The 21539-nt window shown below is 66.3% G+C and carries 19 protein-coding genes and 1 tRNA gene; 13 read left to right on the top strand and 7 right to left on the bottom strand.

Annotated features, from left to right (window positions below; all coding sequences use genetic code 11):
- The first annotated feature begins 6 nt into the window (after nucleotides 1–6).
- The 3 genes from CYR75_RS07085 to CYR75_RS07075 all read left to right on the top strand — a co-directional run bounded on the left by CYR75_RS07085 (nucleotide 7) and on the right by CYR75_RS07075 (nucleotide 1283).
- Nucleotides 7–564, top strand: coding sequence for a cold-shock protein (locus CYR75_RS07085; RefSeq protein ID WP_101499414.1), 558 nt, complete (start codon nucleotides 7–9; stop codon nucleotides 562–564).
- A 98-nt stretch (nucleotides 565–662) separates the two neighbouring features.
- The gene (locus tag CYR75_RS07080) at nucleotides 663–1166 is read left to right on the top strand and encodes a DUF192 domain-containing protein (protein WP_225972888.1); all 504 of its coding nucleotides are present in this window, start codon (nucleotides 663–665) and stop codon (nucleotides 1164–1166) included.
- Nucleotides 1167–1206: 40 nt separating this feature from the next.
- Nucleotides 1207–1283: transfer RNA gene (locus CYR75_RS07075), tRNA-Pro, on the top strand.
- A gap of 159 nt (nucleotides 1284–1442) precedes the next feature.
- Here CYR75_RS07075 and clpA read toward each other — a convergent pair.
- Nucleotides 1443–3761 carry an ATP-dependent Clp protease ATP-binding subunit ClpA gene (gene clpA, locus CYR75_RS07070; RefSeq protein ID WP_101499413.1) on the bottom strand — a complete coding sequence of 773 codons (2319 nt, stop codon included), beginning with the start codon at nucleotides 3759–3761 and terminating at the stop codon, nucleotides 1443–1445.
- 197 nt (nucleotides 3762–3958) lie between these two features.
- Nucleotides 3959–4702, bottom strand: coding sequence for a hydroxyacylglutathione hydrolase (gloB, locus tag CYR75_RS07065; protein WP_101499412.1), 744 nt, complete (start codon nucleotides 4700–4702; stop codon nucleotides 3959–3961).
- Nucleotides 4703–4773: 71 nt separating this feature from the next.
- On the opposite strand from gloB, the gene CYR75_RS07060 reads away from it, so the two are divergent.
- The 6 genes from CYR75_RS07060 (at nucleotide 4774) to atpC (ending at nucleotide 10771) form a co-directional block, all read left to right on the top strand.
- Nucleotides 4774–5607, top strand: a complete 834-nt coding sequence (locus tag CYR75_RS07060; protein ID WP_101499411.1) for a class I SAM-dependent methyltransferase — start codon at nucleotides 4774–4776, stop codon at nucleotides 5605–5607.
- 263 nt (nucleotides 5608–5870) lie between these two features.
- Nucleotides 5871–6437, top strand: a complete 567-nt coding sequence (locus CYR75_RS07055; RefSeq protein ID WP_101499410.1) for a F0F1 ATP synthase subunit delta — start codon at nucleotides 5871–5873, stop codon at nucleotides 6435–6437.
- On the top strand, nucleotides 6437–7972 hold the full coding sequence (gene atpA, locus CYR75_RS07050) for a F0F1 ATP synthase subunit alpha (RefSeq protein WP_101499409.1): 1536 nt from the start codon (nucleotides 6437–6439) through the stop codon (nucleotides 7970–7972). Before CYR75_RS07055 ends, atpA begins: the two co-directional genes overlap by 1 nt.
- Nucleotides 7973–7984: 12 nt before the next feature.
- A complete protein-coding gene (locus CYR75_RS07045) occupies nucleotides 7985–8863 on the top strand; it encodes a F0F1 ATP synthase subunit gamma (RefSeq protein ID WP_101499408.1) in 879 nt (292 codons plus the stop codon).
- Nucleotides 8864–8881: 18 nt separating this feature from the next.
- Nucleotides 8882–10312: a F0F1 ATP synthase subunit beta gene (gene atpD, locus CYR75_RS07040; protein ID WP_101499407.1), complete on the top strand. Its 1431-nt coding sequence runs from the start codon at nucleotides 8882–8884 to the stop codon at nucleotides 10310–10312.
- A gap of 9 nt (nucleotides 10313–10321) precedes the next feature.
- Nucleotides 10322–10771, top strand: a complete 450-nt coding sequence (gene atpC, locus CYR75_RS07035; protein ID WP_101499406.1) for an ATP synthase F1 subunit epsilon — start codon at nucleotides 10322–10324, stop codon at nucleotides 10769–10771.
- A gap of 76 nt (nucleotides 10772–10847) precedes the next feature.
- On the opposite strand, the gene CYR75_RS07030 is transcribed toward atpC, so the two are convergent.
- Nucleotides 10848–11546 carry an SDR family NAD(P)-dependent oxidoreductase gene (locus tag CYR75_RS07030; RefSeq protein WP_225972887.1) on the bottom strand — a complete coding sequence of 233 codons (699 nt, stop codon included), beginning with the start codon at nucleotides 11544–11546 and terminating at the stop codon, nucleotides 10848–10850.
- 127 nt (nucleotides 11547–11673) lie between these two features.
- Between CYR75_RS07030 and CYR75_RS07025 the strand changes: the two genes are divergently transcribed.
- A complete protein-coding gene (locus tag CYR75_RS07025; RefSeq protein ID WP_225972886.1) occupies nucleotides 11674–12231 on the top strand; it encodes a biotin transporter BioY in 558 nt (185 codons plus the stop codon).
- Nucleotides 12232–12249: 18 nt separating this feature from the next.
- Here the strand turns inward: CYR75_RS07025 and CYR75_RS07020 are convergent, their stop codons facing one another.
- From CYR75_RS07020 to gltX, 3 genes are all read right to left on the bottom strand, one after another.
- Nucleotides 12250–12603, bottom strand: coding sequence for a DUF1284 domain-containing protein (locus CYR75_RS07020; RefSeq protein WP_264080912.1), 354 nt, complete (start codon nucleotides 12601–12603; stop codon nucleotides 12250–12252).
- A gap of 118 nt (nucleotides 12604–12721) precedes the next feature.
- Entirely contained in the window at nucleotides 12722–14014 is a 1293-nt protein-coding gene (gltA, locus tag CYR75_RS07015) for a citrate synthase (RefSeq protein WP_101499403.1), read from the bottom strand.
- Nucleotides 14007–15470 (bottom strand): glutamate--tRNA ligase, encoded by a 1464-nt coding sequence (gene gltX / locus CYR75_RS07010; protein WP_101499402.1) that lies wholly within the window; start codon nucleotides 15468–15470, stop codon nucleotides 14007–14009. The genes gltA and gltX overlap by 8 nt, the downstream gene beginning before the upstream one ends.
- Nucleotides 15471–15582: 112 nt before the next feature.
- Between gltX and CYR75_RS07005 the strand changes: the two genes are divergently transcribed.
- The gene (locus CYR75_RS07005; protein WP_225972884.1) at nucleotides 15583–17763 is read left to right on the top strand and encodes a ComEC/Rec2 family competence protein; all 2181 of its coding nucleotides are present in this window, start codon (nucleotides 15583–15585) and stop codon (nucleotides 17761–17763) included.
- Nucleotides 17764–17816: 53 nt separating this feature from the next.
- Here CYR75_RS07005 and CYR75_RS07000 read toward each other — a convergent pair whose 3' ends face one another.
- Nucleotides 17817–18572, bottom strand: coding sequence for an NAD kinase (locus tag CYR75_RS07000; protein WP_101499400.1), 756 nt, complete (start codon nucleotides 18570–18572; stop codon nucleotides 17817–17819).
- 170 nt (nucleotides 18573–18742) lie between these two features.
- Here CYR75_RS07000 and glyA point away from each other — a divergent pair, with 170 nt between their 5' ends.
- Together glyA and CYR75_RS06990 are read left to right on the top strand one after the other, a co-directional pair.
- The gene (glyA, locus tag CYR75_RS06995; RefSeq protein ID WP_101499399.1) at nucleotides 18743–20032 is read left to right on the top strand and encodes a serine hydroxymethyltransferase; all 1290 of its coding nucleotides are present in this window, start codon (nucleotides 18743–18745) and stop codon (nucleotides 20030–20032) included.
- A 126-nt stretch (nucleotides 20033–20158) separates the two neighbouring features.
- Complete coding sequence (locus CYR75_RS06990; RefSeq protein ID WP_101499398.1) at nucleotides 20159–21523, top strand: aminotransferase; 1365 nt, start codon at nucleotides 20159–20161, stop codon at nucleotides 21521–21523.
- Nucleotides 21524–21539: the final 16 nt, after the last annotated feature.

Below are 21539 nucleotides of genomic sequence, written 5' to 3'. Positions count from 1 at the left end.
TCTGGTGTGTCAGTCACGGATAACGACGAGGTGTCAGAGGTCTCCGGAACCGTGAAATGGTTCGATCCGGTGCGGGGATTCGGTTTTGTGGTGGTCGAGGGCCTCGGGCCAGACGTCCTGCTGCACGCCAACGTCCTTCGCAATTTCGGGCAGGGCTCGGTAGCCGACCGCTCGCGAATCTCGGCGCTTGTCCAGAAGACGGATCGTGGATTGCAGGCGGTGCGCGTGCTGTCGATCGACCCGCCCGTGACCGAGGGCGCGGCCCCGATCAGCGATCTCGCCGACACCACGCCCGAGGATCTGGCCGCGCTGCCGCTTTTGCCCGCACGGGTCAAGTGGTTCGACCGCGGTAAGGGATTCGGTTTCGCAAATCTCTTCGGACAGTCCGAGGATGTGTTTCTGCACACCGAGGTGCTGCGCCATTCCGGCCTTGCCGAGCTCGAGGTCGGCGAGGCCATCGCGCTGCGCGTCGTGCAAGGCCGCCGGGGCCTGATGGCGGCCCAGATTGCCCCATGGGACCGCGCCGCGAGTGCAGAGACGCCGCCGAAAGACGAGGATCAGTGAGAAAGGCAGGCGCCACGCGCACCCGCTGCCGCTGGGTCTCTGCGCGGTTTCGGGGAGGGATGCGGAGACCGTCGTCGGCTTCGACGCCGCTTCGTGCTTTGCCAATCCTTCTGCTGTCTGCGCTGACGCCGCTCGCTGCCACGGTACCCGCCGTCGCCGAGCACGAGACCCGCACCCGCCCCGCCTGCGACGCGTCTCTGGCGCTGTTCCCGGAGATCGACATCTCGATCACGGTCGAGATCGCCGACACCCCCGAGACCCGCGCCCAGGGCCTGATGATGCGCCCATCGCTGGCGCCCAGGACGGGGATGCTGTTCATCTACGAGGCACCCGGTCCGATGTCGTTCTGGATGAAGAACACGCTGATCCCGCTCGACATGATCTTCATCGACGCAAGCGGTGTGATCCGTCATATCCACGAAAACGCCATTCCCGGCGACCTCACCCCCATCCCCGGCGCCACCCCCGACGACGCAGACCCGGCCAGGCTGATGGTGCTGGAACTCGCCGGCGGCGAAGCCCGCCGCCTCGGCCTGAAACCCGGTCTGGCGCTGTCGCACCCGCGCCTCGACCCTGAAATCGCCGCACGACCCTGCCAATAGGGCTTTCCCGCCCCGCCGACACCCGCTACAACCACCCCGTCGGGGCGTGGCGCAGCCTGGTAGCGCGACGGTTTTGGGTACCGTAGGCCGGAGGTTCGAATCCTCTCGCCCCGACCACGGATCAGCAAGTTTTGCGGCGGTTTCGCGGGCGGCTCTAGTCTAGGCGCTGTGAATGGTTAGCCTGCGGCCGCTCTGGCCCTGTCATACCCAATCCAGCACGGCTTCTTCATTACATCACGCGGCCCGTGTTTCCACAGGCCGCGTGATTTCTTCTGCTCAGTCCGCCGTCAGCAGGGGTGGCTTGGATTTGCGGCCGATGCGGGGGGCTTCGGGGCCGGTGATGTCGAGGACGGGCTTGTCGTCCTCTACGCGGACCTTGACGACACCGCCCTTGGTCAGCCGGCCGAACAGCAGCTCCTCGGCCAGGGGCTTCTTGATCGTTTCCTGGATGACCCGGGCCAGCGGACGGGCGCCCATCTTGTCGTCATAGCCCTTTTCCGCCAGCCAGTTCGCGGCCTCGGGGGTCAGCTCGATATGGACGTTGCGGTCCATCAGCTGCGCCTCGAGCTGGAGGATGAACTTCTCGACCACCTGCACGATCACGTCGCGCGAGAGCGGCGCGAAGCTGATGATCGCGTCCAGACGGTTACGGAACTCGGGCGTGAAGGTGCGCTCGATGGCGGCGGTATCCTCGCCCTCGCGACGGTCGCGGCCGAAGCCGATGGCCGCGCGCGCCTGATCCGCCGCGCCCGCGTTCGAAGTCATGATGATGACGACGTTGCGGAAGTCGGTGGTCCGGCCGCTATGGTCGGTCAGCTTGCCGTGGTCCATCACCTGCAGCAGGATGTTGTAGACATCCGGATGCGCCTTTTCGAGTTCATCCAGCAGCAGCACGCAATGCGGGTTCTGGTCCACGCCGTCGGTCAGCAGACCGCCCTGATCAAAGCCCACATAGCCGGGCGGCGCGCCGATCAGCCGTGAGACGGCGTGCTTCTCCATATATTCCGACATGTCGAAGCGCAGCAGCTCGACCCCCAGCGAATCGGCCAGTTGGCGGGCGACCTCGGTCTTGCCAACGCCGGTCGGTCCCGCGAACAGATAGTTGCCGATCGGCTTTTCCGGCTCGCGCAGGCCCGCACGGGCCAGCTTGATCGCCGAGGTCAGCGCGTCGATGGCCGCATCCTGCCCAAACACCACACGCTTGAGCGAGCGGTCGAGGTCGCGCAGCACCTCGGCATCGTCCTTGGAGACGTTCTTGGGCGGAATCCGCGCGATCTTGGCCACGACGGCCTCGATCTCTTTCGGCGAGATGGTCTTTCTGCGCCGACTTTCGGCGACCAGATGCTGCGCCGCGCCGGCCTCGTCGATGACATCGATGGCGCTGTCGGGCAGCTTGCGGTCGTTGATGTAGCGGCTGGCGAGTTCCACGGCGGTCTTGATCGCCTCATTCGTATAGCGCAGCTCGTGATGCGCCTCGAAATGGGGCTTCAGACCCATGAGGATCTTGATCGAATCCGGCACCGAGGGCTCGTTCACGTCGATCTTCTGGAAACGCCGCGACAGGGCGCGGTCCTTTTCAAAGTGCTGGCGGAACTCCTTGTAGGTGGTCGAGCCCATGCAGCGCATCTTGCCGCCGGCAAGCGCCGGCTTCAGCAGGTTCGACGCATCCATCGCGCCGCCCGAGGTCGCACCGGCACCGATCACGGTGTGGATCTCGTCAATGAACAGGACCGCATCGGGATGCGCCTCGAGTTCCTTGACGACAGCCTTCAGCCGCTCTTCGAAATCGCCGCGATAGCGGGTGCCGGCCAGCAGCGCCCCCATGTCGAGCGAAAAGATCGTGGCGCCGGAGAGCACCTCGGGCGTCTCGCCCTCGACGATCTTCTTGGCCAGACCTTCGGCGATGGCGGTCTTGCCCACGCCGGGGTCACCCACCAGCAGCGGGTTGTTCTTGCGCCGACGGCACAGGACCTGGATGCAACGCTCGACCTCGGCCTCGCGCCCGATCAGGGGATCGACATCGCCCTGAACGGCTTTTTCGTTCAGGTTGACGCAGAACTTGTCGAGCGCCGATTCGGATTTCGGCGACGGTGCCGCCTCTTCCTCGGCCGGAGATTCCGAGCCGGTCACCGGGCGCGCTTCGTTGAAATCGGGATTCTTGGCCACGCCATGGGCGATGAAATTCACCGCGTCATAACGCGACATGTCCATTTCCTGCAGGAAATAGGCAGCATGCGATTCGCGTTCGGCAAAGATCGCGACCAGCACATTGGCGCCCGTCACCTCGGCCCGGCCCGAAGACTGGACATGGATCGCGGCACGCTGGATCACGCGCTGGAAGGCCGCCGTCGGCACCGCTTCCGAGCCGTCGATATCGGTCACCAGCGTCGACAGATCGTCGTCAATGAATTCGTTCAGATGCTGGCGCAGCTCGGCCAGATCGACATTGCAGGCCCGCATCACGCGCACCGCATCGGGTTCTTCGGTCAGCGCCAGCAACAGATGTTCCAGCGTCGCCAATTCGTGGCGGCGTTCATTGGCAAGCGCGAGGGCGGCATGAATCGCCTGTTCAAGAGAGGTCGAGAATGAGGGCACTTGCGTCTCCTGTCAGTCTGTCCGAGCGGTTTGGGCCGCGCCCACCTGCACAGACTGTCATCATCATCTTAAGGATTGGTGGATTTCGTCGCGTTTCAAGTCACATTTTCGCGGCAGCACCGAAATCCCGGTTGTGCGTGACAATCTGGGCGTCCCCCGGTCGGGTTTCAAGGCGTGGAGGGTCGTGTTTTCCATCCCTAGAACGCGTCCTTCATGGCACGCAGCCGGGCGAAGGCCGACGCCGCATCGCTGGCCCCGACGCTTTCGGCCAAGGCCCCGGCGCGCAGGAAGGGATTGGTGGCTCGTTCCACGGCCAGCGTCGCGGGCGCGCAGGGAAAGCGGCCAGCGGCGATCTGGTCCAGCCGGTCCTGCAGGGCCGTGTTGTCGGCATCCACCGACAGCGCAAAGGCGCCGTTTCCGGTGCAGTAATCATGGCCCGAGCAGACGAGCGTCTCGTCCGGCAGGGCGTTCAGCCGCATCAGGCTTTGCCACATGGTCGGCGCGTCGCCTTCGAACAGCCGCCCGCAGCCAAGCGCCATCAGGCTGTCGCCGGTAAAGACCGCGCTCGCCTCAGGCACGTGAAAGGCCAGATGCCCGACCGTATGCCCCGAGACGTCGATCACATGCGCCGTCAGCCCCGCCGCCTGCACCGTCTCGCCCGCACCAACCTGCTGATCCAGGGGCGGCAGGCGGTGGACGTCGGCAGCCCCGCCGATGACCTGCGCCCCCGTCTCCGCGACCAGTTCCGGTACCGCCTGGATGTGATCGGCGTGGTGATGGGTCAGGAAGATCTGGTCCAGCCGCCAGCCCCGCTCGCGCAGCGCCTGCAGCACTGGCGCGGCCTCGGGGGCGTCGAACAGCGCGGTCTGCCCGTCTGCGTGCAGCAGATAGGCGTAATTGTCCTGCAGGCAGCGGATGGTGACAATCTCGGCTTGGGACATTGCAAACTCCTGTTCTTTGCGGTCAGTCTGGACCGCGACCGACGCCGCCGCAACCGAGTGCAATTCGACAGATGCATCATAATGTCATCGATCTGCGCCGATTCTATTATGCACGCTCGTTGGGGCGGGTCGCGCAGCGCATCCTGCGGGACCGGCTGGGGGCGAGCTGGCCGGCGGCCTCGGTCACGGGCATGTCGGTCGCGGGTTACGGCTTCGCCGTGCCGATGCTGCGGCCCTATCTGGGCCATGCGCGGCGCGTGACCGGGCTGATGCCGGGGCGGCAGGGCGTCATGGCCTGGCCCGCCGGTGGGGCCAATCACAGCGTCTTGTGCGACGAGACCGCCTGGCCGCTGGATACCGGCAGCGTCGACCGGCTGGTGATCCTGCACGGGTTGGAGACCTCGGACCATCCCGGCGCGCTGCTGGCCGAGGCGTGGCGCGCCTTGGGGCCGGGCGGGCGGATGGTGGTGATGGTGCCGAACCGGGCGGGGCTATGGGCGCGGACCGATACGACGCCCTTCGGGTTCGGCCGCAGCTATACGCCCGGCCAGCTTGCGCGGCAGGCCGAGGCGGCGGGCTTCGTGACCGAGCGCAGCGGCGCTGCCATCTATATCCCGCCCTCGGACCGCCGTTTCTGGCTGCGCAGCGCCATGTGGTGGGAGCGGATGGGCGGGCGGATCTCGTCGGTTCTGGTGGCGGGGGTGATCTGGGCCGAGTTCACCAAGCAGATCCGCGCCCCCGTCGGTCCGGCGCAGCGGGTCAGCGTGCCAAGCCCGCTCGAGGTGCTGGAAGGCATCGCGCGGCCACGCCCGGCACGCGATCCGGCCCGTGGCACGCAGGCGCATGATGCGCGCTGTGCCGGGGTTGGGGCAGGGGGTGCACGAGGGGCCGCGCCGCGAGTGTGACATCGGTTGCAGGCAGCGGGGCAGGTGGAAAGCGGGCGTGACCGCCTCGCCCGGAAGGCGGCGTGACCCGATGCCGCAATGCGGCAAGATGTTGGCGCAAAACGCGCCCGCGGCGTCATTGGAGTGTTGCGGGTGCGAAAAACAATTGCTACAGACCACCGCGAAAGATGACGGGCGGAAACTGCCCGCACCCAACGACCGTGATCCCGCATCCGACTGTCCCGAGGGACGGCCCGACGGCGGGTTGCGCGCAAACCGGAAGGATGACCGTGGCCAACTCCGCATCGATTTCCGCCTCGATTGCCGGGCGCTATGCGCAGGCGTTGTTCGATATCGTCAGGGAATCCGAAGGGATCGACCAGCTGGCCCAGCAGGCCGACGCGCTGGACACGGCGCTTCAGGACAGCGAGGCGCTGCGCGACCTGATCGCGTCGCCGATCTATTCGCGCGCCGAGCAGCAGCGCTCGATCCAGGCGATTGCCGCGCGCATGGGCCTGTCGGACGCGCTGACCAACACGCTGGCGCTGATGGCGCGCAACCGCCGCCTGTTCGCGCTGCCGCAACTGATCGACCGGCTCAGGGCGCTGATCGCCGAGGAACGCGGCGAAGTCACCGCCGATGTCGTCTCGGCCGTCGAGCTGAGCGATACGCAAAAGCAGCGTCTGACCGCGACGCTGGCCGAAAAATCGGGCAAGACGGTCAAACTGAACACGCGCGTCGATGACACGCTCATCGGCGGCATGATTGTCAAGCTGGGCTCGCAGATGATCGACAGTTCGATCAGATCGAAGCTCGCTTCCCTGCAGAATGTCATGAAAGAGGTCGGATAATGGGAATCCAGGCTGCCGAGATTTCGGCGATCCTCAAGGATCAGATCAAGAATTTCGGCCAGGACGCCGAAGTGGCCGAAGTCGGCCAGGTGCTGTCGGTCGGTGACGGCATCGCCCGCATCTACGGCCTCGACAAGGTCCAGGCCGGCGAGATGGTGGAATTCCCCGGCGGCATCCGCGGCATGGTGCTGAACCTCGAAACCGACAACGTCGGCGTCGTGATCTTCGGCGATGACCGCGACATCAAGGAAGGCGACACCGTCAAGCGGACCGGCGCCATCGTCGAAGTGCCGGTCGGCAAGGGCCTGCTGGGCCGCGTCGTCGACGCGCTTGGCAACCCGATCGACGGCAAGGGCCCGCTGACCGACGTCACGCAGGCCGTGGCCGACGTGAAGGCGCCGGGCATCATGCCGCGTAAATCGGTGCACGAGCCGATGGCGACGGGCATGAAGGCCGTGGACGCCATGATACCGGTTGGCCGCGGTCAGCGAGAGCTGATCATCGGCGACCGCCAGACCGGCAAGACCGCGCTCGCGCTCGACACGATCCTGAACCAGAAGAACTATAACGGCCGCGAAGACGACGGCATGAAGACGCTGTATTGCGTCTATGTCGCCATCGGGCAGAAGCGCTCGACCGTGGCGCAGCTGGTGCAAAAGCTGGAAGAGACCGGCGCGATGGAATATTCCATCGTCGTCGCCGCCACCGCCTCGGACCCCGCGCCGATGCAGTATCTGGCGCCCTATTCCGGCACCGCCATGGGCGAGTTCTTCCGCGACAACGGCATGGACGCGCTGATGATCTATGACGACCTGTCCAAGCAGGCCGTCGCCTATCGCCAGATGTCGCTGCTGCTGCGTCGCCCGCCGGGGCGCGAAGCCTATCCGGGCGACGTGTTCTATCTGCACTCGCGCCTGCTCGAGCGTTCGGCCAAGCTGAACGAGAATTACGGCGGCGGTTCGCTGACCGCGCTGCCGATCATCGAAACCCAGGCGGGTGACGTGTCGGCCTATATTCCGACCAACGTGATCTCGATCACCGACGGGCAGATCTTCCTGGAGACCGACCTGTTCTTCCAGGGCATCCGTCCGGCCGTGAACACCGGTCTGTCGGTGTCGCGGGTGGGGTCGTCGGCCCAGACCAAGGCGATGAAATCCGTCGCCGGCCCGGTCAAGCTGGAACTGGCGCAGTATCGTGAGATGGCGGCCTTCGCGCAGTTCGGCTCGGACCTCGACGCGGCAACGCAGCGCCTGCTGAACCGCGGCGCGCGCCTGACCGAGCTGATGAAGCAGCCCCAGTATCACCCGCTGACCAACGCCGAGATCGTCGTCGTCATCTATGCGGGCACGCATGGCTATGTCGACCAGGTGCCGGTCCGCGAGATCGTGGCCTGGGAACAGGGTCTGATCCAGTTCCTGCGCAACCAGAGATCGGATCTGCTGGACGACATCACCAAGAACGACCGCAAGGTGGCGGGCGATCTGGAAGATGCGATCAAGGCTGCTCTGGACGCTTACAACAAAACCCGCGCCTGAGAGGAGGGATAGATGCCCAGCCTCAAGGATCTGAAAAACCGGATCAACAGCGTCAAGTCGACGCGCAAGATCACCAAGGCCATGCAGATGGTCGCCGCCGCCAAGCTGCGCCGGGCCGAGGAAGCCGCCAAAGAGGCGCGCCCCTATGCCGACCGCATGAACGCGGTCATGGCGGGGCTGGCCAGCAAGGCGGCCGGTGCCGACACCGCGCCGCGCCTGCTGGCCGGGACCGGCGCGGAAGAACGTCATCTGCTGGTGGTGCTGACCTCGGAACGCGGTCTGGCCGGTGGTTTCAACTCGACCATCGTGCGGCTGGCGCGCCAGACGGCGAACCGGCTGACGGGCGAGGGGAAAGAGGTCACCATCCTGACCGTCGGCAAGAAGGGCCGCGAGCAGCTCAAGCGCGATTACGGGCAGATGTTCGTTAATCATGTCGACATGTCGGACGTGAAAAGCGTCGCCTATGAAAACGCCCGCGGCATCGCGGACGAGGTGCTCGACCGCTTTGAAACCGGCGATTTCGACGTGGCGACGCTGTTCTACAACCGCTTCGAATCGGTGATCAGCCAGGTGCCGACCGCGCGCCAGATCATCCCCGCGGTGATCGACGAGACGGCAGAGCCGGTCTCGGTCTCGGCCGAATACGACTATGAGCCGGGCGAAGAGGCGATCCTGCGCGACCTGCTGCCGCGCGCGGTGGCGACGCAAGTGTTCACCGCCCTGCTGGAAAACGCCGCGTCCGAACAGGGCGCGCGGATGACGGCCATGGACAACGCGACGCGCAACGCCGGCGACATGATCGACCGTCTGACCACCGTCTATAACCGGTCCCGTCAGGCTGCGATCACCAAGGAACTTATCGAAATCATTTCGGGCGCCGAGGCGCTCTGACCGCAAAGGGGTAGAAACATGGCAGAGGCCAAAGCAAAGGGCAGGATCACCCAGGTCATCGGCGCCGTCGTCGACGTGCAGTTCGAAGACCACCTGCCGGCGATTCTGAACGCGTTGGAAACCACCAACAACGGCAAGCGGCTGGTGCTGGAAGTGGCCCAGCATCTGGGCGAGAACACCGTCCGCACCATCGCCATGGACGCGACCGAAGGTCTGGTCCGCGGCGCCGAGGTCACCGATATCGGCGAACCGATCCAGGTGCCGGTGGGCGACGTGACCCTTGGCCGGATCCTCAACGTCGTGGGCGAGCCCGTTGACGAAGGCGCGCCGCTGAACGTGACCGAGACCCGCTCGATCCACCAGCCGGCGCCCGACTTCGCCTCGCAGGCGACCTCGTCGGAAATCCTCGTCACCGGCATCAAGGTCATCGACCTGCTGGCCCCCTATTCCAAGGGCGGCAAGATCGGCCTGTTCGGCGGTGCCGGCGTCGGCAAGACGGTTCTGATCATGGAACTGATCAACAACATCGCCAAGGTGCACTCGGGCTATTCCGTCTTCGCCGGCGTGGGCGAGCGGACGCGCGAGGGCAACGACCTCTACTATGAAATGGTCGAATCCGGCGTCATCAACACCGAAGACCTCAGCAAGTCCAAGGTGGCGCTGGTCTATGGCCAGATGAACGAGCCTCCGGGTGCGCGGATGCGCGTGGCGCTGACCGGCCTGACCGTGGCCGAGCAGTTCCGCGACCAGTCCGGCACCGACGTGCTGTTCTTCGTCGACAACATCTTCCGCTTTACCCAGGCCGGCTCCGAGGTTTCGGCGCTGCTGGGCCGCATCCCCTCGGCCGTGGGCTATCAGCCGACGCTGGCCACCGACATGGGCGCGATGCAGGAACGCATCACCTCGACCAAACGCGGCTCGATCACCTCGATCCAGGCGGTCTACGTGCCCGCCGACGACCTGACCGACCCGGCCCCGGCCACGACCTTTGCCCACCTCGACGCCACGACCAACCTGTCGCGTGCGATCTCGGAACTGGGCATCTATCCGGCCGTGGACCCGCTGGACAGCTCGTCGCGCCTGATGGACCCGCAGATCCTGGGCGAAGAGCATTACAACGTCGCCCGCGAGGTTCAGGGAATCCTGCAGAAATACAAGTCGCTGCAGGACATCATCGCGATCCTCGGAATGGACGAACTGTCGGAAGAGGACAAGCTGACCGTCGCCCGCGCCCGCAAGATCCAGCGCTTCCTGTCGCAGCCCTTCGACGTCGCCAAGGTCTTCACCGGCTCTGACGGTGTGCAGGTGCCGCTGGAAGAGACGATCCGGTCCTTCAAGGCCGTCGCCGCCGGCGAATACGATCACCTGCCGGAAGCCGCCTTCTACATGGTCGGCGGGATCGAGGACGTGAAGGCCAAGGCCCAGAAACTCGCCGCAGAAGCGGCATAAGGGGGCGAAATGGCTGATACCATGCAGTTCGACCTGGTCGCGCCGGAACGGAACCTGATTTCCGTTCCCGTGCGCGAGGTGCGCCTGCCGGGCGAGGATGGCGATCTGTCGGCGATGCCCGGTCACGCCGCCACCATCGTCAATCTGCGGCCCGGTCTGGTCACCGTCGTCGACGACAAGGGGACCGAGCATCAGTTCGCCATCTCGGGCGGGTTCGCCGAGATCACCAACGACTCGGTCTCGCTTCTGGCCGAGATCGGGCGTCGTCGGGACGAGATGACGCAAGAGGTGTTCGACGAGATGCTGCGCTCGGCCCATCGCAAGAAGAAGGTGGCCGAGGCCCGCGAGGCCGAAGGCGCCGAGGGCGTGGTCGCCGCCGCCGTCAAGCTGCTGGCCGACATGCAGGCGCTTGGCACGCATATCGGTCTGGACCCGGACTCCTCGACGGTCCCGCACTGAAGCACCTGAACAAGACGACGAAAGCCCCGGATTTCCGGGGCTTTTCTTTTGGCAATCTGCGCCGGGCAGGGGGCGGCTACAGCCCGGCTTCGTCCAGAATCGCCTCGGCCTCGATGGTGCAGGGCGACAGGGTCGAGCGATCCTCACCGGGGAAGAAACGTCCGCGAATGGCCGTGGGCATGGGCTTGGGATGCGGCATCAGCACCTCTGGGCCAAGGCGGGCGGATTCCGCCTTCCAGCTTGACGCAATCGCCATCTGCGCGGCCTTGCTGGCACCGTAGGCACCAAAGAACTTCTGCCCGCCGCGCGGATCGTCGGGAATGATCGCCACGCCGTGACGGGCCCGCAGCAGCGGCTCGAGCAGGCCGATCAGGTTCTGGGTCGCGGTCGCGTTGACCTTGAACGAGTTCTCCCAATCCTTGCCGTCGACATGGCCCGCCGGGGTCAGCGGCGCGGCGTGGATGGCCGTGTGCACCCAGACATCCAGACCGCCCCACCGCTTGGCGATGGCGGCGGTCAGCTGCATCATGGCAGGCGATTCCATCACATCCATGGGCGCCAGCGTTGCCGGCTGGCAGCCGGCATTGCGCAGGCGGTCGTCCAGCTCTTCCAGCGCGCCGACGGTGCGGGCAACCGCGATGACGTGATAGCCGCGATGGCCAAGCGCCTCGGCCAGCGCCGCGCCAAGCCCCCGCGAGGCGCCGGTGACAAGCGCCACCTTTTGCGGACCGGGCTTGTGCCCCGCCGACAGATGTTCCGCCATACGCTTTGCCATGTCCTTTTTCATGGCCGATGCTGTCCCATACCCACGCGCGAACTGCAAGATGGGACAGGGAATTGACTTCCGGGCCGGATGCGGCAAAATCGCGCGCATAAACAAGACACCCAGGAGGGGCACCAAGATGACTTTGACCCAGGCCGCGATGCCGACCCGTTCCCTGTTCGCCAATTCGATGCTGGTCCTTGCCGGCTCGGCGGTGCTGGCGATCTCGGCGCAGATCTCGGTTCCGATGATCCCGGTTCCGATGACGCTGCAGACGCTGGCGGTTTCGGTGATCGGGCTGACCTATGGGGCAAGGCTGGGTGCGCTGACGCTGCTCGCCTATCTGGCCGAGGGCGCGATGGGGCTGCCGGTCTTTGCAAACGCCACCGGCGGCATCGCGCCGCTGATGGGGCCGACGGCGGGCTTTCTGTGGGGCTTTATCGGCATGGCATGGCTGACCGGCTGGCTGGTCGAGCGTGGGCTGGACCGGGGCGTGATGCGCCTGTTCGTAGCCGCCTTCCTGCCCGCGATTCTGCTGTTCGTGCCGGGGATGCTGGCGCTGAAGGCGGTGACCGGCCTGTCGCTCAGCGCGGCCTTCATGGCCGGGGTCGCGCCTTTCCTGCTGGGCGCGGTGGTCAAGGCGATCCTGGCCGCCATGGCCGTCAAGGGCGGGTGGAGCGTGCTGGACCGCCGCTGATCCCACGGACCCGGAACCTTACGACGCCGTCCCATCCGGGGCGGCGTTTTCGCTTTCGGCGGCCTTCAGCGCCGCCAGCGCCGATTTGCACAGCCCCAGCGGCAGCCATTGGCAGGCCGCGCAGATGCGATCCAGATCGTCGGGATCGAGCCGCCGGGCCCGCGCCTCGGCCTGCGCCCACGTCATCGCGGCGCCCGGCGCAATGCCAAGCGCCGCGCCATGCGCTTGGTCCAGCCCCGCGATGCGCTCGGCCGAGGCGCAGCCTTGACCACGCCGGTGCGGGCAGGGGGCGCAGATGCTGTCGGCGCCTGCCACGAACTGCACGGGCGTCGCCGGATCGCGGCGCAGCCGGCCCATCACCACCCTGTCCATGTTCCGGCTGAAGGCGGGCGAGTAGCCTCGTCCGGCCCAGCCGATGGAGCACAAGACGTGATGAGGGCGCAGCAAAACGGCCCCGGACTCCGGGGCCGTGTCTGCATCTGTCGCCGGCTTAGCGCTTGTCGACCGGGACATAATCGCGCTTATCCGAGCCGACATAAAGCTGGCGCGGGCGGCCGATCTTGTTCTGCGGGTCCGACAGCATCTCTTTCCACTGCGAGATCCAGCCGACGGTGCGCGAGAGCGCGAAGATCGGGGTGAACATCGAGGTCGGGAAGCCGATGGCCGACAGGATGATGCCGGAATAGAAATCGACGTTCGGATAGAGCTTTTTCGAGACGAAATACTCATCCTCGAGGGCGATCCGCTCCAGCTCCTTGGCAACCTTAAGGGTCTCGTTGTTCTCGATCCCCAGCAGGTCCAGAACCTCGTCGGCGGATTCCTTCATCACCTTGGCGCGCGGGTCGAAGTTCTTGTAGACCCGGTGCCCAAAGCCCATCAGGCGGAAGGGATCATCCTTGTCCTTGGCGCGCTTGATGTATTCCGGAATGCGGTCGACGGTGCCGATTTCCTGCAGCATTTCCAGCGCCGCCTGGTTCGCACCGCCATGCGCCGGCCCCCACAGGCAGGCGATGCCCGCCGCGATGCAGGCAAACGGGTTCGCCCCCGACGACCCGGCCAGACGCACGGTCGAGGTCGAGGCGTTCTGTTCGTGATCGGCATGCAGGGTAAAGATGCGGTCCATGGCCCGCGCCAGCGCCGGATCGACCTTGTAGTTTTCGGCCGGAACCGAGAAGCACATATGCAGGAAGTTCGACGCGTAATCGAGGTCGTTCTTCGGATAGACGAAGGGCTGGCCCATCGCGTATTTGAACGCCATCGCAGCCAGCGTCGGCAGCTTGGCGATCAGCCGGATCGAGGCCACCTCGCGGTGATGCGGGTCATTGATGTCGAGGCTGTCGTGATAGAAGGCCGACATCGCGCCGACCACGCCCACCAGCGTTGCCATCGGGTGGCTGTCACGGCGGAAGCCGCGGAAGAAATAATGCATCTGCTCATGCACCATGGTGTGGCGCGTGATGCGGTTCTCGAAATCGACCATCTGCTCTTCCGACGGCAGTTCGCCGTGCAGCAGCAGATAGCAGACCTCGAGATAATGCGACTTCTCGGCAAGCTGCTCGATCGGATAGCCGCGATACCACAGCTCACCCTTGTCGCCGTCGATAAAGGTGATCTCGGAATCGCAGCTGGCGGTCGAGGTAAAGCCGGGGTCATAGGTAAAGACGTCGCCTTGGGCGTAGAGCTTGCGAATATCCAGGCAATCCGGTCCCGCAGTCGGCGTCAGGACAGGCAATTCGACCTGCTTCTCGCCCAGAGACAGAATCGCGGGTTTCTTGTCAGCCATTCCGGTTTCCTTCGCTTATGCCGGCGCCGTCGGCAGCCGGTTGTGAAAGCGGGTCTTGGCCCGCCTGATCTTGCAGCCGTGCAAGGGCCTCATCGCGGCCAAGCGCCAGCATCATGTCGAACACGCTGGGGGTAGAGCTTGTCCCGGCCAAGGCAGCGCGCAGCGGCGACGCGATCTTGCCCAGTCCCAGCCCGTTTGCCTCTGCCACGGACTTGGCAGCCTGCTCCAGCTCGTCGCGCGACCAACTAGCAGTCCGCAACGCAGCCGTCAATGTAATCAGCATACCACGGGATACCGTATCCAGCGCCGCGGCGGCCCTCTCGTCCGGCACGATCGGACGCTCGATCAGCGCGAAGCGGGCCTGTTCCAGCAGCGCAGGCAGGGTCTTGGCCTTGGCCTGCAGCGCCGGCAGGATCGGGCGCAGCCGTTCGATCTGCCGCTGCGTCAGGCGCGGGTGTTCCGCTGCGTCAAGATAGCGGTCCAGCTCTGCCAGCAGTTCGGTCTCGCTCATCCGCGCGATGTGCCAGCCCGAGACATGCTCGAGCTTCTTGAAGTCCAGCCGGGCCGGCGCCCGCCCGATGCCGTCAAGGGTGAACCACTCTTGCGCCTGGGCGTCGGTGAACAGCTCGTCATCGCCATGCGACCAGCCGAGCCGGGCCAGATAGTTGCGCATCGCCGCCGCCGGATAACCCAAGACCGCGTATTCATGCAGCCCGACCGCGCCGTGCCGTTTCGACAGCTTCTTGCCGTCAGTGCCATGGATCAGCGGGATATGGGCAAAGACCGGGCGCGGCCAGCCCATCGCGTCATAGATCTGCGCCTGCCGCGCGGCATTGGTCAGATGATCGTCGCCGCGAATGACATGGGTCACCCCCATGTCGTGATCGTCGACCACCACCGCATGCATATAGGTCGGCGTCCCGTCGCTGCGCAGCAGCACCATGTCGTCAAGCTGATCGTTGCGGAAGGTGACGTCGCCCTGCACGGCATCCGCGATCACCGTCTGCCCCTCGCGCGGGGCGCGCAGGCGGATGGCAAAGGGGCGGTCCTGCTGCGGCTCGGTCGCGTCGCGCCAGGGCGACAGGAAGGGGCGGTTGGGGTTGGCCTCGCGCCAGGCAGTGATCTCCTCTGGCGTCGAATAGCAGCGATAGGCATGGCCTTGGGCCAGCATCTGCTGGGCGATCTCGGCATGGCGGGGGGCGCGCTCGAACTGGCTGATCGGCGCGCCGTCCCAGTCGAGGCCCAGCCAGCGCAGCCCGTCCAGAATGGCCTCGCTGGCTTCCGGGGTCGAGCGGGCGCGGTCGGTATCCTCGATCCGCAGCAGGAACTGCCCGCCATGGTGGCGCGCGAAAAGCCAGTTGAACAGCGCCGTGCGCGCGCCCCCGATATGCAGATAGCCGGTCGGCGAGGGCGCGAAGCGGGTCACGACAGCGGAGGAGGTGGGGGCTGAGGACATGGCGTGCCTTTCAAGGGTCGGGCAGGGCGTGACCCCGTCGTTAACCCTTTGTGAACGAGTCTCGATCTATGGTCGCGCCGAGGGATAGCGAAGGGGCCGCAAAGACACAAGAATGGCATTCGCAGACGCCACGACAGAACTCGCAATGACGTCGCAGCGCCGTTCTGCGGCGGCCACCCCGCGCCGCGCCCGCAGCGAGGATCTGGCCGGGCCGGCAGAACGCGCCGGGCTGATCTGCTGGGCTCCGGTCTGGATTTCGGTGGGCATCGGGCTGTGGTTCGCGCTGCCGTTCCAGCCGGGCTTCGGGGCGAATCTCGGGGCCGCTGTGGTGGGCATTGTGGGCGCGGCGCTCTGGTATTGGCGGCTGGATCTGCAGGCCGGCTGGCGCCTGGGTGGCGCGACGCGGCTGATCGGCTTTGCGCTGCTGGCGGTGGCGGTGGGCTTTGGGCTGTCCAGCCTGCGCGCCCATCGCGTCGCCGCCCCGGTGCTGGAGTTTCGTTATTATGGCGCGATCGAGGGCCGGGTGACCGGCATCGACCGCTCGGCCCGCGACCGCATGCGGCTGACGCTGGATCAGGTCCGGCTCGAGCGGGTGCCCGACCACCGCCTGCCGCGCAAGCTGCGCCTGTCGCTGCCCGATGGCGTGACCGAGGCGCCGGCGCCCGGAACGCGGGTCATGCTGACTGGCCATCTCGGCCCGCCGCCGGGGCCGGCAGAGCCTGGCGGCTTTGATTTCCGGCGCGCGGCGTGGTTTTCCAGCCTCGGCGCCATCGGCTATACGCGGAGCCCGGTGATGACCGTCGCGCCGCCCGGGACTGACGGGGCGATGCGCCTGCACCGGCTGCGGATGCGCGTTTCGGCCGCAATGCAAGAGCGGATCGGCGGGCAGGCGGGGGCGGTGTCGTCGGCCCTGATGACCGGCGACCGCAGCGGCATCAGCGAAGAGACCAACCAGATGATGCGGGATTCGAACCTCTACCACATCATCTCGATCTCGGGCCTGCACATGGCGATGCTGGGCGGCTTTGTGTTTTCGGCGCTGCGGCTGCTGATCGTGGCGGGGCAGGCGGTCAGCGGGCGCGGCGTCAGCTGGGCCGCGCACAAGCTGGCGGCCATTGGCGGAATTGCCGCGGCGGCGGGCTATCTGTGGCTGTCGGGCGGCGGGGTCGCGACCGAGCGGGCGTTTCTGATGGTCGCGGTGATGATGGGGGCCATCCTCGCCGACCGCCGGGCGCTGTCGCTGCGGACGGTGGCGTTGGCAGCGGCGGTGATCCTCGCCCTCGCGCCCGAGGCGCTGCTGACGCCGGGATTTCAGATGAGCTTTGCCGCCACCATCGCGCTGATCGTCAGCTTCCGCCCCTGGCACCGCCTGTCCGCGCGGCTGCCCTGGCTGCTGCGGCCGGTCGTGATGCTGATCGCGTCGTCAGTGGTGGCGGGCTTTGCGACCTCGCCCATCGCGGCGCTGCATTTCGGGCGCATGGCCCATTACGGGGTGCTGGCGAATCTGCTTGTGGTGCCGGCGACCGGCGTCCTGATCATGCCGATGGGGCCGATCGCGGCGCTGCTGGCGCCCTTCGGGCTCGAGGCGCCGGCGCTGTGGCTGATGGGTCTGGGGACAAACTGGATGCTGGCGGTCGGGACGTGGATCGCGGGGTTGAAGGGGTCGGTCAGCCTCGTCACCCAGCCCGGCCCGCTGGTGCTGCCCCTGCTGGCGATTGGCGCCACGATGGCAGTGCTGGGGTGGCGCAGCCGGGCGGGGTGGCGCGGGAACTGGCGCGGCATCGGGGGGATCGTGCTGGTCGCAGCGGGGTTCTCGGCCTGGCTGAATGTCAGCCGCCCGCAGATGCTGATCTCGCAGGCGGGTGATGCGGTGGGCGTGATGACGCCGCAGGGCCGGGTGCTGTCCAAGCCCAAGGGCGGCAGCTTCACGGTGCGGGAATGGCTGGAAAAGGACGGCGACATGGTCTCGCAAGAAGAGGCAGCGTCCCGGCCGGGGTGGGAGGGGCCGGTGAAGATCCGGCAGACGGGGTTCGCCGGGGTTCAGGTCTGGCATCTGACCGGCAAGGGCAGCGCCGAGGCGGTGCCGCGCTTGTGTCATGACGGCGCGATCATCGTGACCGATCAGGCGGTGGACAAGGCAAGCAACAGTAAGGCCGGGGCAGGGGGTGCGTGTCAGCTTTTCGACCTGAACCGGCTGCGCCGGACCGGCGCTGTGGCGATGACGGATGGCGAGGCAGGGCTGCGCGTCGTCACCACAAGGCAGGCGACGGGGCAGCGGCCGTGGTCCTATTAAGGCTGTTTACTAATCGTGCAGCCGTTCCGCTGGGGACCGTGCGTCTCCCACCCTCAGACGAACTGCTCGCGGGTCAGCCGTTCCTCCAGCCCGTGACCTGCGTCGAACAGGATGCGGTGGGCGACCTGCGGCTCGGACTTGATCTCGACCCACAGCACGGAATCGACGCCGCGCGAATCGGCATCGGCCATGACCGGCCGCTTTTCGGGCTCCAGCACGTCAAAGCGCACGGTCGCGGTCTTGGGCAGGATCGCGCCGCGCCAGCGGCGGGGCCGGAACGCCGCGATGGCGGTCAGGGCCAGCACATCCGACCCCATCGGCAGGATCGGCCCATGAGCAGAATAGTTATAGGCGGTCGATCCCGCAGGGGTGCACACCAGCGCGCCGTCGCAGACCAATTCCTCCATCCGCACCCGGCCATCGACCGAAATCCGCAGCCGCGCTGCCTGAGGTCCGATCCGCAACATGCTGACTTCATTGATCGCCAGCGCCGTATAGCGGCTGCCGTCGATGGCGCCCGCAGTCATCGACAGCGGGTTGGTCACCGTCAACTCGGCCTCGGCGATGCGCTCGGGCAGCCCCTCTTCGGCATAGTCGTTCATCAGAAAGCCTATGGTGCCGCGGTTCATCCCGTAGACCGGCAGCCCGCGATTGCCGTGCAGCGTGGTCAGCATCAGCCCGTCGCCGCCAAGCGCGACCAGCACCTCGGCCTCGTCTTCCGTGGCCTGCCCGTAACGCGCCGTCAGCCGCTTCAGCGCCGCCTGCGCGACCTTGGTCTCGCTGGCCACGAAGCGAAGTCGTTCTATCATCTGCCGATCCCCACCAATCCCGGCCAAGTTCCCGCCTGCGTCCGCCGAAGGCAACCCCTGTCGAGGGACGGGCCGCGGCCAACTATCGTCAAGCCGCTGATTTCCTGTTTAGTCCGCGACAGGGCTGGGCTAGACAGTCGCCGACCCCGCCTCGTTTCCGGAGAGACAGCATGAAAAGCCAGACCCATGATTTCTTCACCCAGAGCCTTGCCGCCCGCGATCCCGACATCGCGCGCGCCATCGAGCAGGAGCTGGGCCGGCAGCGCGATGAGATCGAGTTGATCGCATCCGAGAACATCGTCAGCCGCGCCGTTCTCGAGGCGCAGGGCAGCGTGCTGACCAACAAATACGCCGAGGGCTATCCGGGCAAGCGCTATTATGGCGGCTGCCAATATGTCGATATCGTCGAGAATCTGGCCATCGAGCGGGCGAAAGAGCTGTTCGGCTGCGACTATGCCAATGTGCAGCCGAATTCGGGCAGCCAGATGAACCAGGCGGTGTTTCTGGCGCTGCTGCAGCCGGGCGACACCTTCATGGGGCTGGACCTGAACTCGGGCGGGCACCTGACCCATGGCAGCCCGGTCAACATGTCGGGCAAGTGGTTCAACGTGGTGTCCTATGGCGTGCGCGCCCAGGACCAGCTGATCGACATCGACGACGTCCGCGCCAAGGCGCTGGAACACAAGCCCAAGCTGATCGTCGCCGGCGGCACCGCCTATAGCCGCGGCTGGGACTGGGCCGCGTTCCGCGCCATCGCGGACGAGGTCGGGGCATGGCTGATGGTGGACATGGCCCATATCGCCGGGCTGGTCGCGGGGGGGCAGCATGACAGCCCCGTGCCGCACGCCCATGTCGTGACCAGCACCACCCATAAATCCCTGCGCGGGCCGCGCGGCGGGATCATCCTGACCAATGACGAATCGCTGGCCAAAAAGATCAATTCCGCCGTGTTCCCCGGCCTGCAGGGCGGGCCGCTGATGCATGTCATCGCGGCCAAGGCAGTGGCATTCGGCGAGGCGCTGGAGCCGAGCTTCCGCGATTATGCGGCGCAGGTCGTGACCAACGCCCGCGCCATGGCGGATGAACTTATGAAGGGCGGCATCGACATCGTCTCGGGCGGGACCGACAACCACCTGTGCCTCGCCGATCTGCGGCCCAAGGGCGTGACCGGCAAGGCCGCCGAGGCGGCTTTGGGTCGCGCGCATATCACCTGCAACAAGAACGGCGTGCCGTTCGATCCGGAAAAGCCCTTCGTGACCTCGGGCATCCGTCTGGGGGCGCCTGCCGGGACCACGCGCGGCTTCAAAGAGGACGAGTTCCGCCAGATCGCGCGCTGGATCGTCGAGGTCGTGGACGGGCTGGCCGCCCATGGCGAGGACGGCAATACCGAGGTCGAGGACAAGGTCCGCGCCGAGGTCGCCGAGCTTTGCGCGCGCTTCCCGCTTTACCCGGACCTCTGACCGCGAGCCTGTCGCGCGGCCCCGATGGGTGCCGCGCGATTCGACCCTTGATGGCGGCACGGCCCGCCCATTGCCCCGCCGCGGCGGCGGCGATAGCCTTATTCCAGATCCCTGCAGGAGACGATCATGGCTCAACCGCAAAGCTGGGAGCAGCGCGCCCAGGAATATTCGATGTATGGCTTCACCGACCTGCCATCGGTGCATGAGCGCGGGACCGTCGTCCTGACGCATGGCGAGGGGCCCTATGTCTTCGACACCAATGGCCGGCGCTATCTGGATTCGAATTCGGGCCTGTGGAACATGGTCGCGGGCTTCGATCATCGCGGTCTGATCGACGCCGCCAAGGCGCAGTATGAGCGTTTTCCCGGCTATCACGCCTTTTTCGGGCGGATGTCGGACCAGACGGTGATGCTGTCGGAAAAGCTGGTCGAGGTCTCGCCCTTCCCGCGCGGCAAGGTGTTCTACACAAACTCCGGCTCGGAAGCCAATGATACCATGGTGAAAATGCTGTGGTTCCTAAACCGGGCCGAGGGCCGACCGCAGGCGCGCAAGGTGCTGACGCGGGTGAACGCCTATCACGGGGTGACCATCGCCTCGGCCTCGATGACCGGCAAGCCCTATAACGAGGTCTTCGGCCTGCCGCTGGACGGCTTCATCCACCTGACCTGCCCGCATTACTGGCGCGAGGGGCGGCCGGGCGAGACCGAGCAGGAATTCACCGTCCGCATGGCCAAAGAGCTGGAGGACACCATCGCGCGCGAGGGCGCCGACACCATCGCGGCCTTCGTGGCCGAGCCGGTGATGGGCGCGGGCGGGGTGATCCCCCCCAGCAAGGGGTATTTCCAGGCGATCCAGCCGATCCTTCAGCGTCACGGCATCCCGCTGATCGCGGATGAGGTGATCTGCGGCTTTGGCCGGACCGGCAACACCTGGGGCTGCGAGACCTATGATTTCGTGCCGGATGCGATCATCTCGTCCAAGAACCTGACCGCCGGCTTCTTCCCGATGGGCGCGGTGATCCTGGGGCCCGAGCTGTCCGACCGGCTGAGCGCCGCCGTCGAGGAGATCGAGGAGTTTCCGCACGGCTTCACCGCCTCGGGCCATCCAGTCGGCTGCGCCATCGCGCTGAAGGCCATCGACGTGGTGATGAATGAGGGGCTGGCCGAGAATGTCCGCCGCCTCGCGCCGCGGATGGAGGAGGGGCTGCGCCAGATCATGCAGCGCTCGTCCAATATCGGCGAGCTGCGCGGCGTCGGCTATATGTGGGCGCTGGAGGCCTGCCTCGACCCGGCCAGCAAGACGCCCTTCGATGCGAGCCTGTCGGTCAGCGAGCGGATTGCCAATACCTGCACCGATCTGGGGCTGATCTGCCGCCCGCTGGGTCAGTCGATCGTGCTGTGCCCGCCCTTCATCCTGACGGAGGCGCAGATGGACGAGATGTTCGAAAAGCTGGAACGGGCGCTGAACAAGGTCTTTGCCGAGGTCGCCTGACCCCTCATGCGCCGTC

This window comes from Paracoccus jeotgali (assembly GCF_002865605.1).
Lineage (GTDB): Bacteria > Pseudomonadota > Alphaproteobacteria > Rhodobacterales > Rhodobacteraceae > Paracoccus > Paracoccus jeotgali.
Note: the sequence above shows the minus strand (reverse complement) of the source record. Positions and strands in the feature narration are given on the sequence as shown.

Coding starts and splice junctions, on each gene's coding strand:
- CYR75_RS07060 (WP_101499411.1), top strand. CDS start 4,774: ATGCATCATAATGTCATCGATCTGCGCCGATTCTATTATGCACGCTCG.
- atpC (WP_101499406.1), top strand. CDS start 10,322: ATGGCTGATACCATGCAGTTCGACCTGGTCGCGCCGGAACGGAACCTG.
- glyA (WP_101499399.1), top strand. CDS start 18,743: ATGAAAAGCCAGACCCATGATTTCTTCACCCAGAGCCTTGCCGCCCGC.
- atpD (WP_101499407.1), top strand. CDS start 8,882: ATGGCAGAGGCCAAAGCAAAGGGCAGGATCACCCAGGTCATCGGCGCC.
- CYR75_RS07025 (WP_225972886.1), top strand. CDS start 11,674: ATGACTTTGACCCAGGCCGCGATGCCGACCCGTTCCCTGTTCGCCAAT.
- gltA (WP_101499403.1), bottom strand. CDS start 14,014: ATGGCTGACAAGAAACCCGCGATTCTGTCTCTGGGCGAGAAGCAGGTC.
- gltX (WP_101499402.1), bottom strand. CDS start 15,470: ATGTCCTCAGCCCCCACCTCCTCCGCTGTCGTGACCCGCTTCGCGCCC.
- CYR75_RS07030 (WP_225972887.1), bottom strand. CDS start 11,546: ATGGCAAAGCGTATGGCGGAACATCTGTCGGCGGGGCACAAGCCCGGT.
- gloB (WP_101499412.1), bottom strand. CDS start 4,702: ATGTCCCAAGCCGAGATTGTCACCATCCGCTGCCTGCAGGACAATTAC.
- atpA (WP_101499409.1), top strand. CDS start 6,437: ATGGGAATCCAGGCTGCCGAGATTTCGGCGATCCTCAAGGATCAGATC.
- CYR75_RS06990 (WP_101499398.1), top strand. CDS start 20,159: ATGGCTCAACCGCAAAGCTGGGAGCAGCGCGCCCAGGAATATTCGATG.
- CYR75_RS07020 (WP_264080912.1), bottom strand. CDS start 12,603: ATGGACAGGGTGGTGATGGGCCGGCTGCGCCGCGATCCGGCGACGCCC.
- CYR75_RS07000 (WP_101499400.1), bottom strand. CDS start 18,572: ATGATAGAACGACTTCGCTTCGTGGCCAGCGAGACCAAGGTCGCGCAG.
- CYR75_RS07045 (WP_101499408.1), top strand. CDS start 7,985: ATGCCCAGCCTCAAGGATCTGAAAAACCGGATCAACAGCGTCAAGTCG.
- CYR75_RS07055 (WP_101499410.1), top strand. CDS start 5,871: ATGACCGTGGCCAACTCCGCATCGATTTCCGCCTCGATTGCCGGGCGC.
- CYR75_RS07005 (WP_225972884.1), top strand. CDS start 15,583: ATGGCATTCGCAGACGCCACGACAGAACTCGCAATGACGTCGCAGCGC.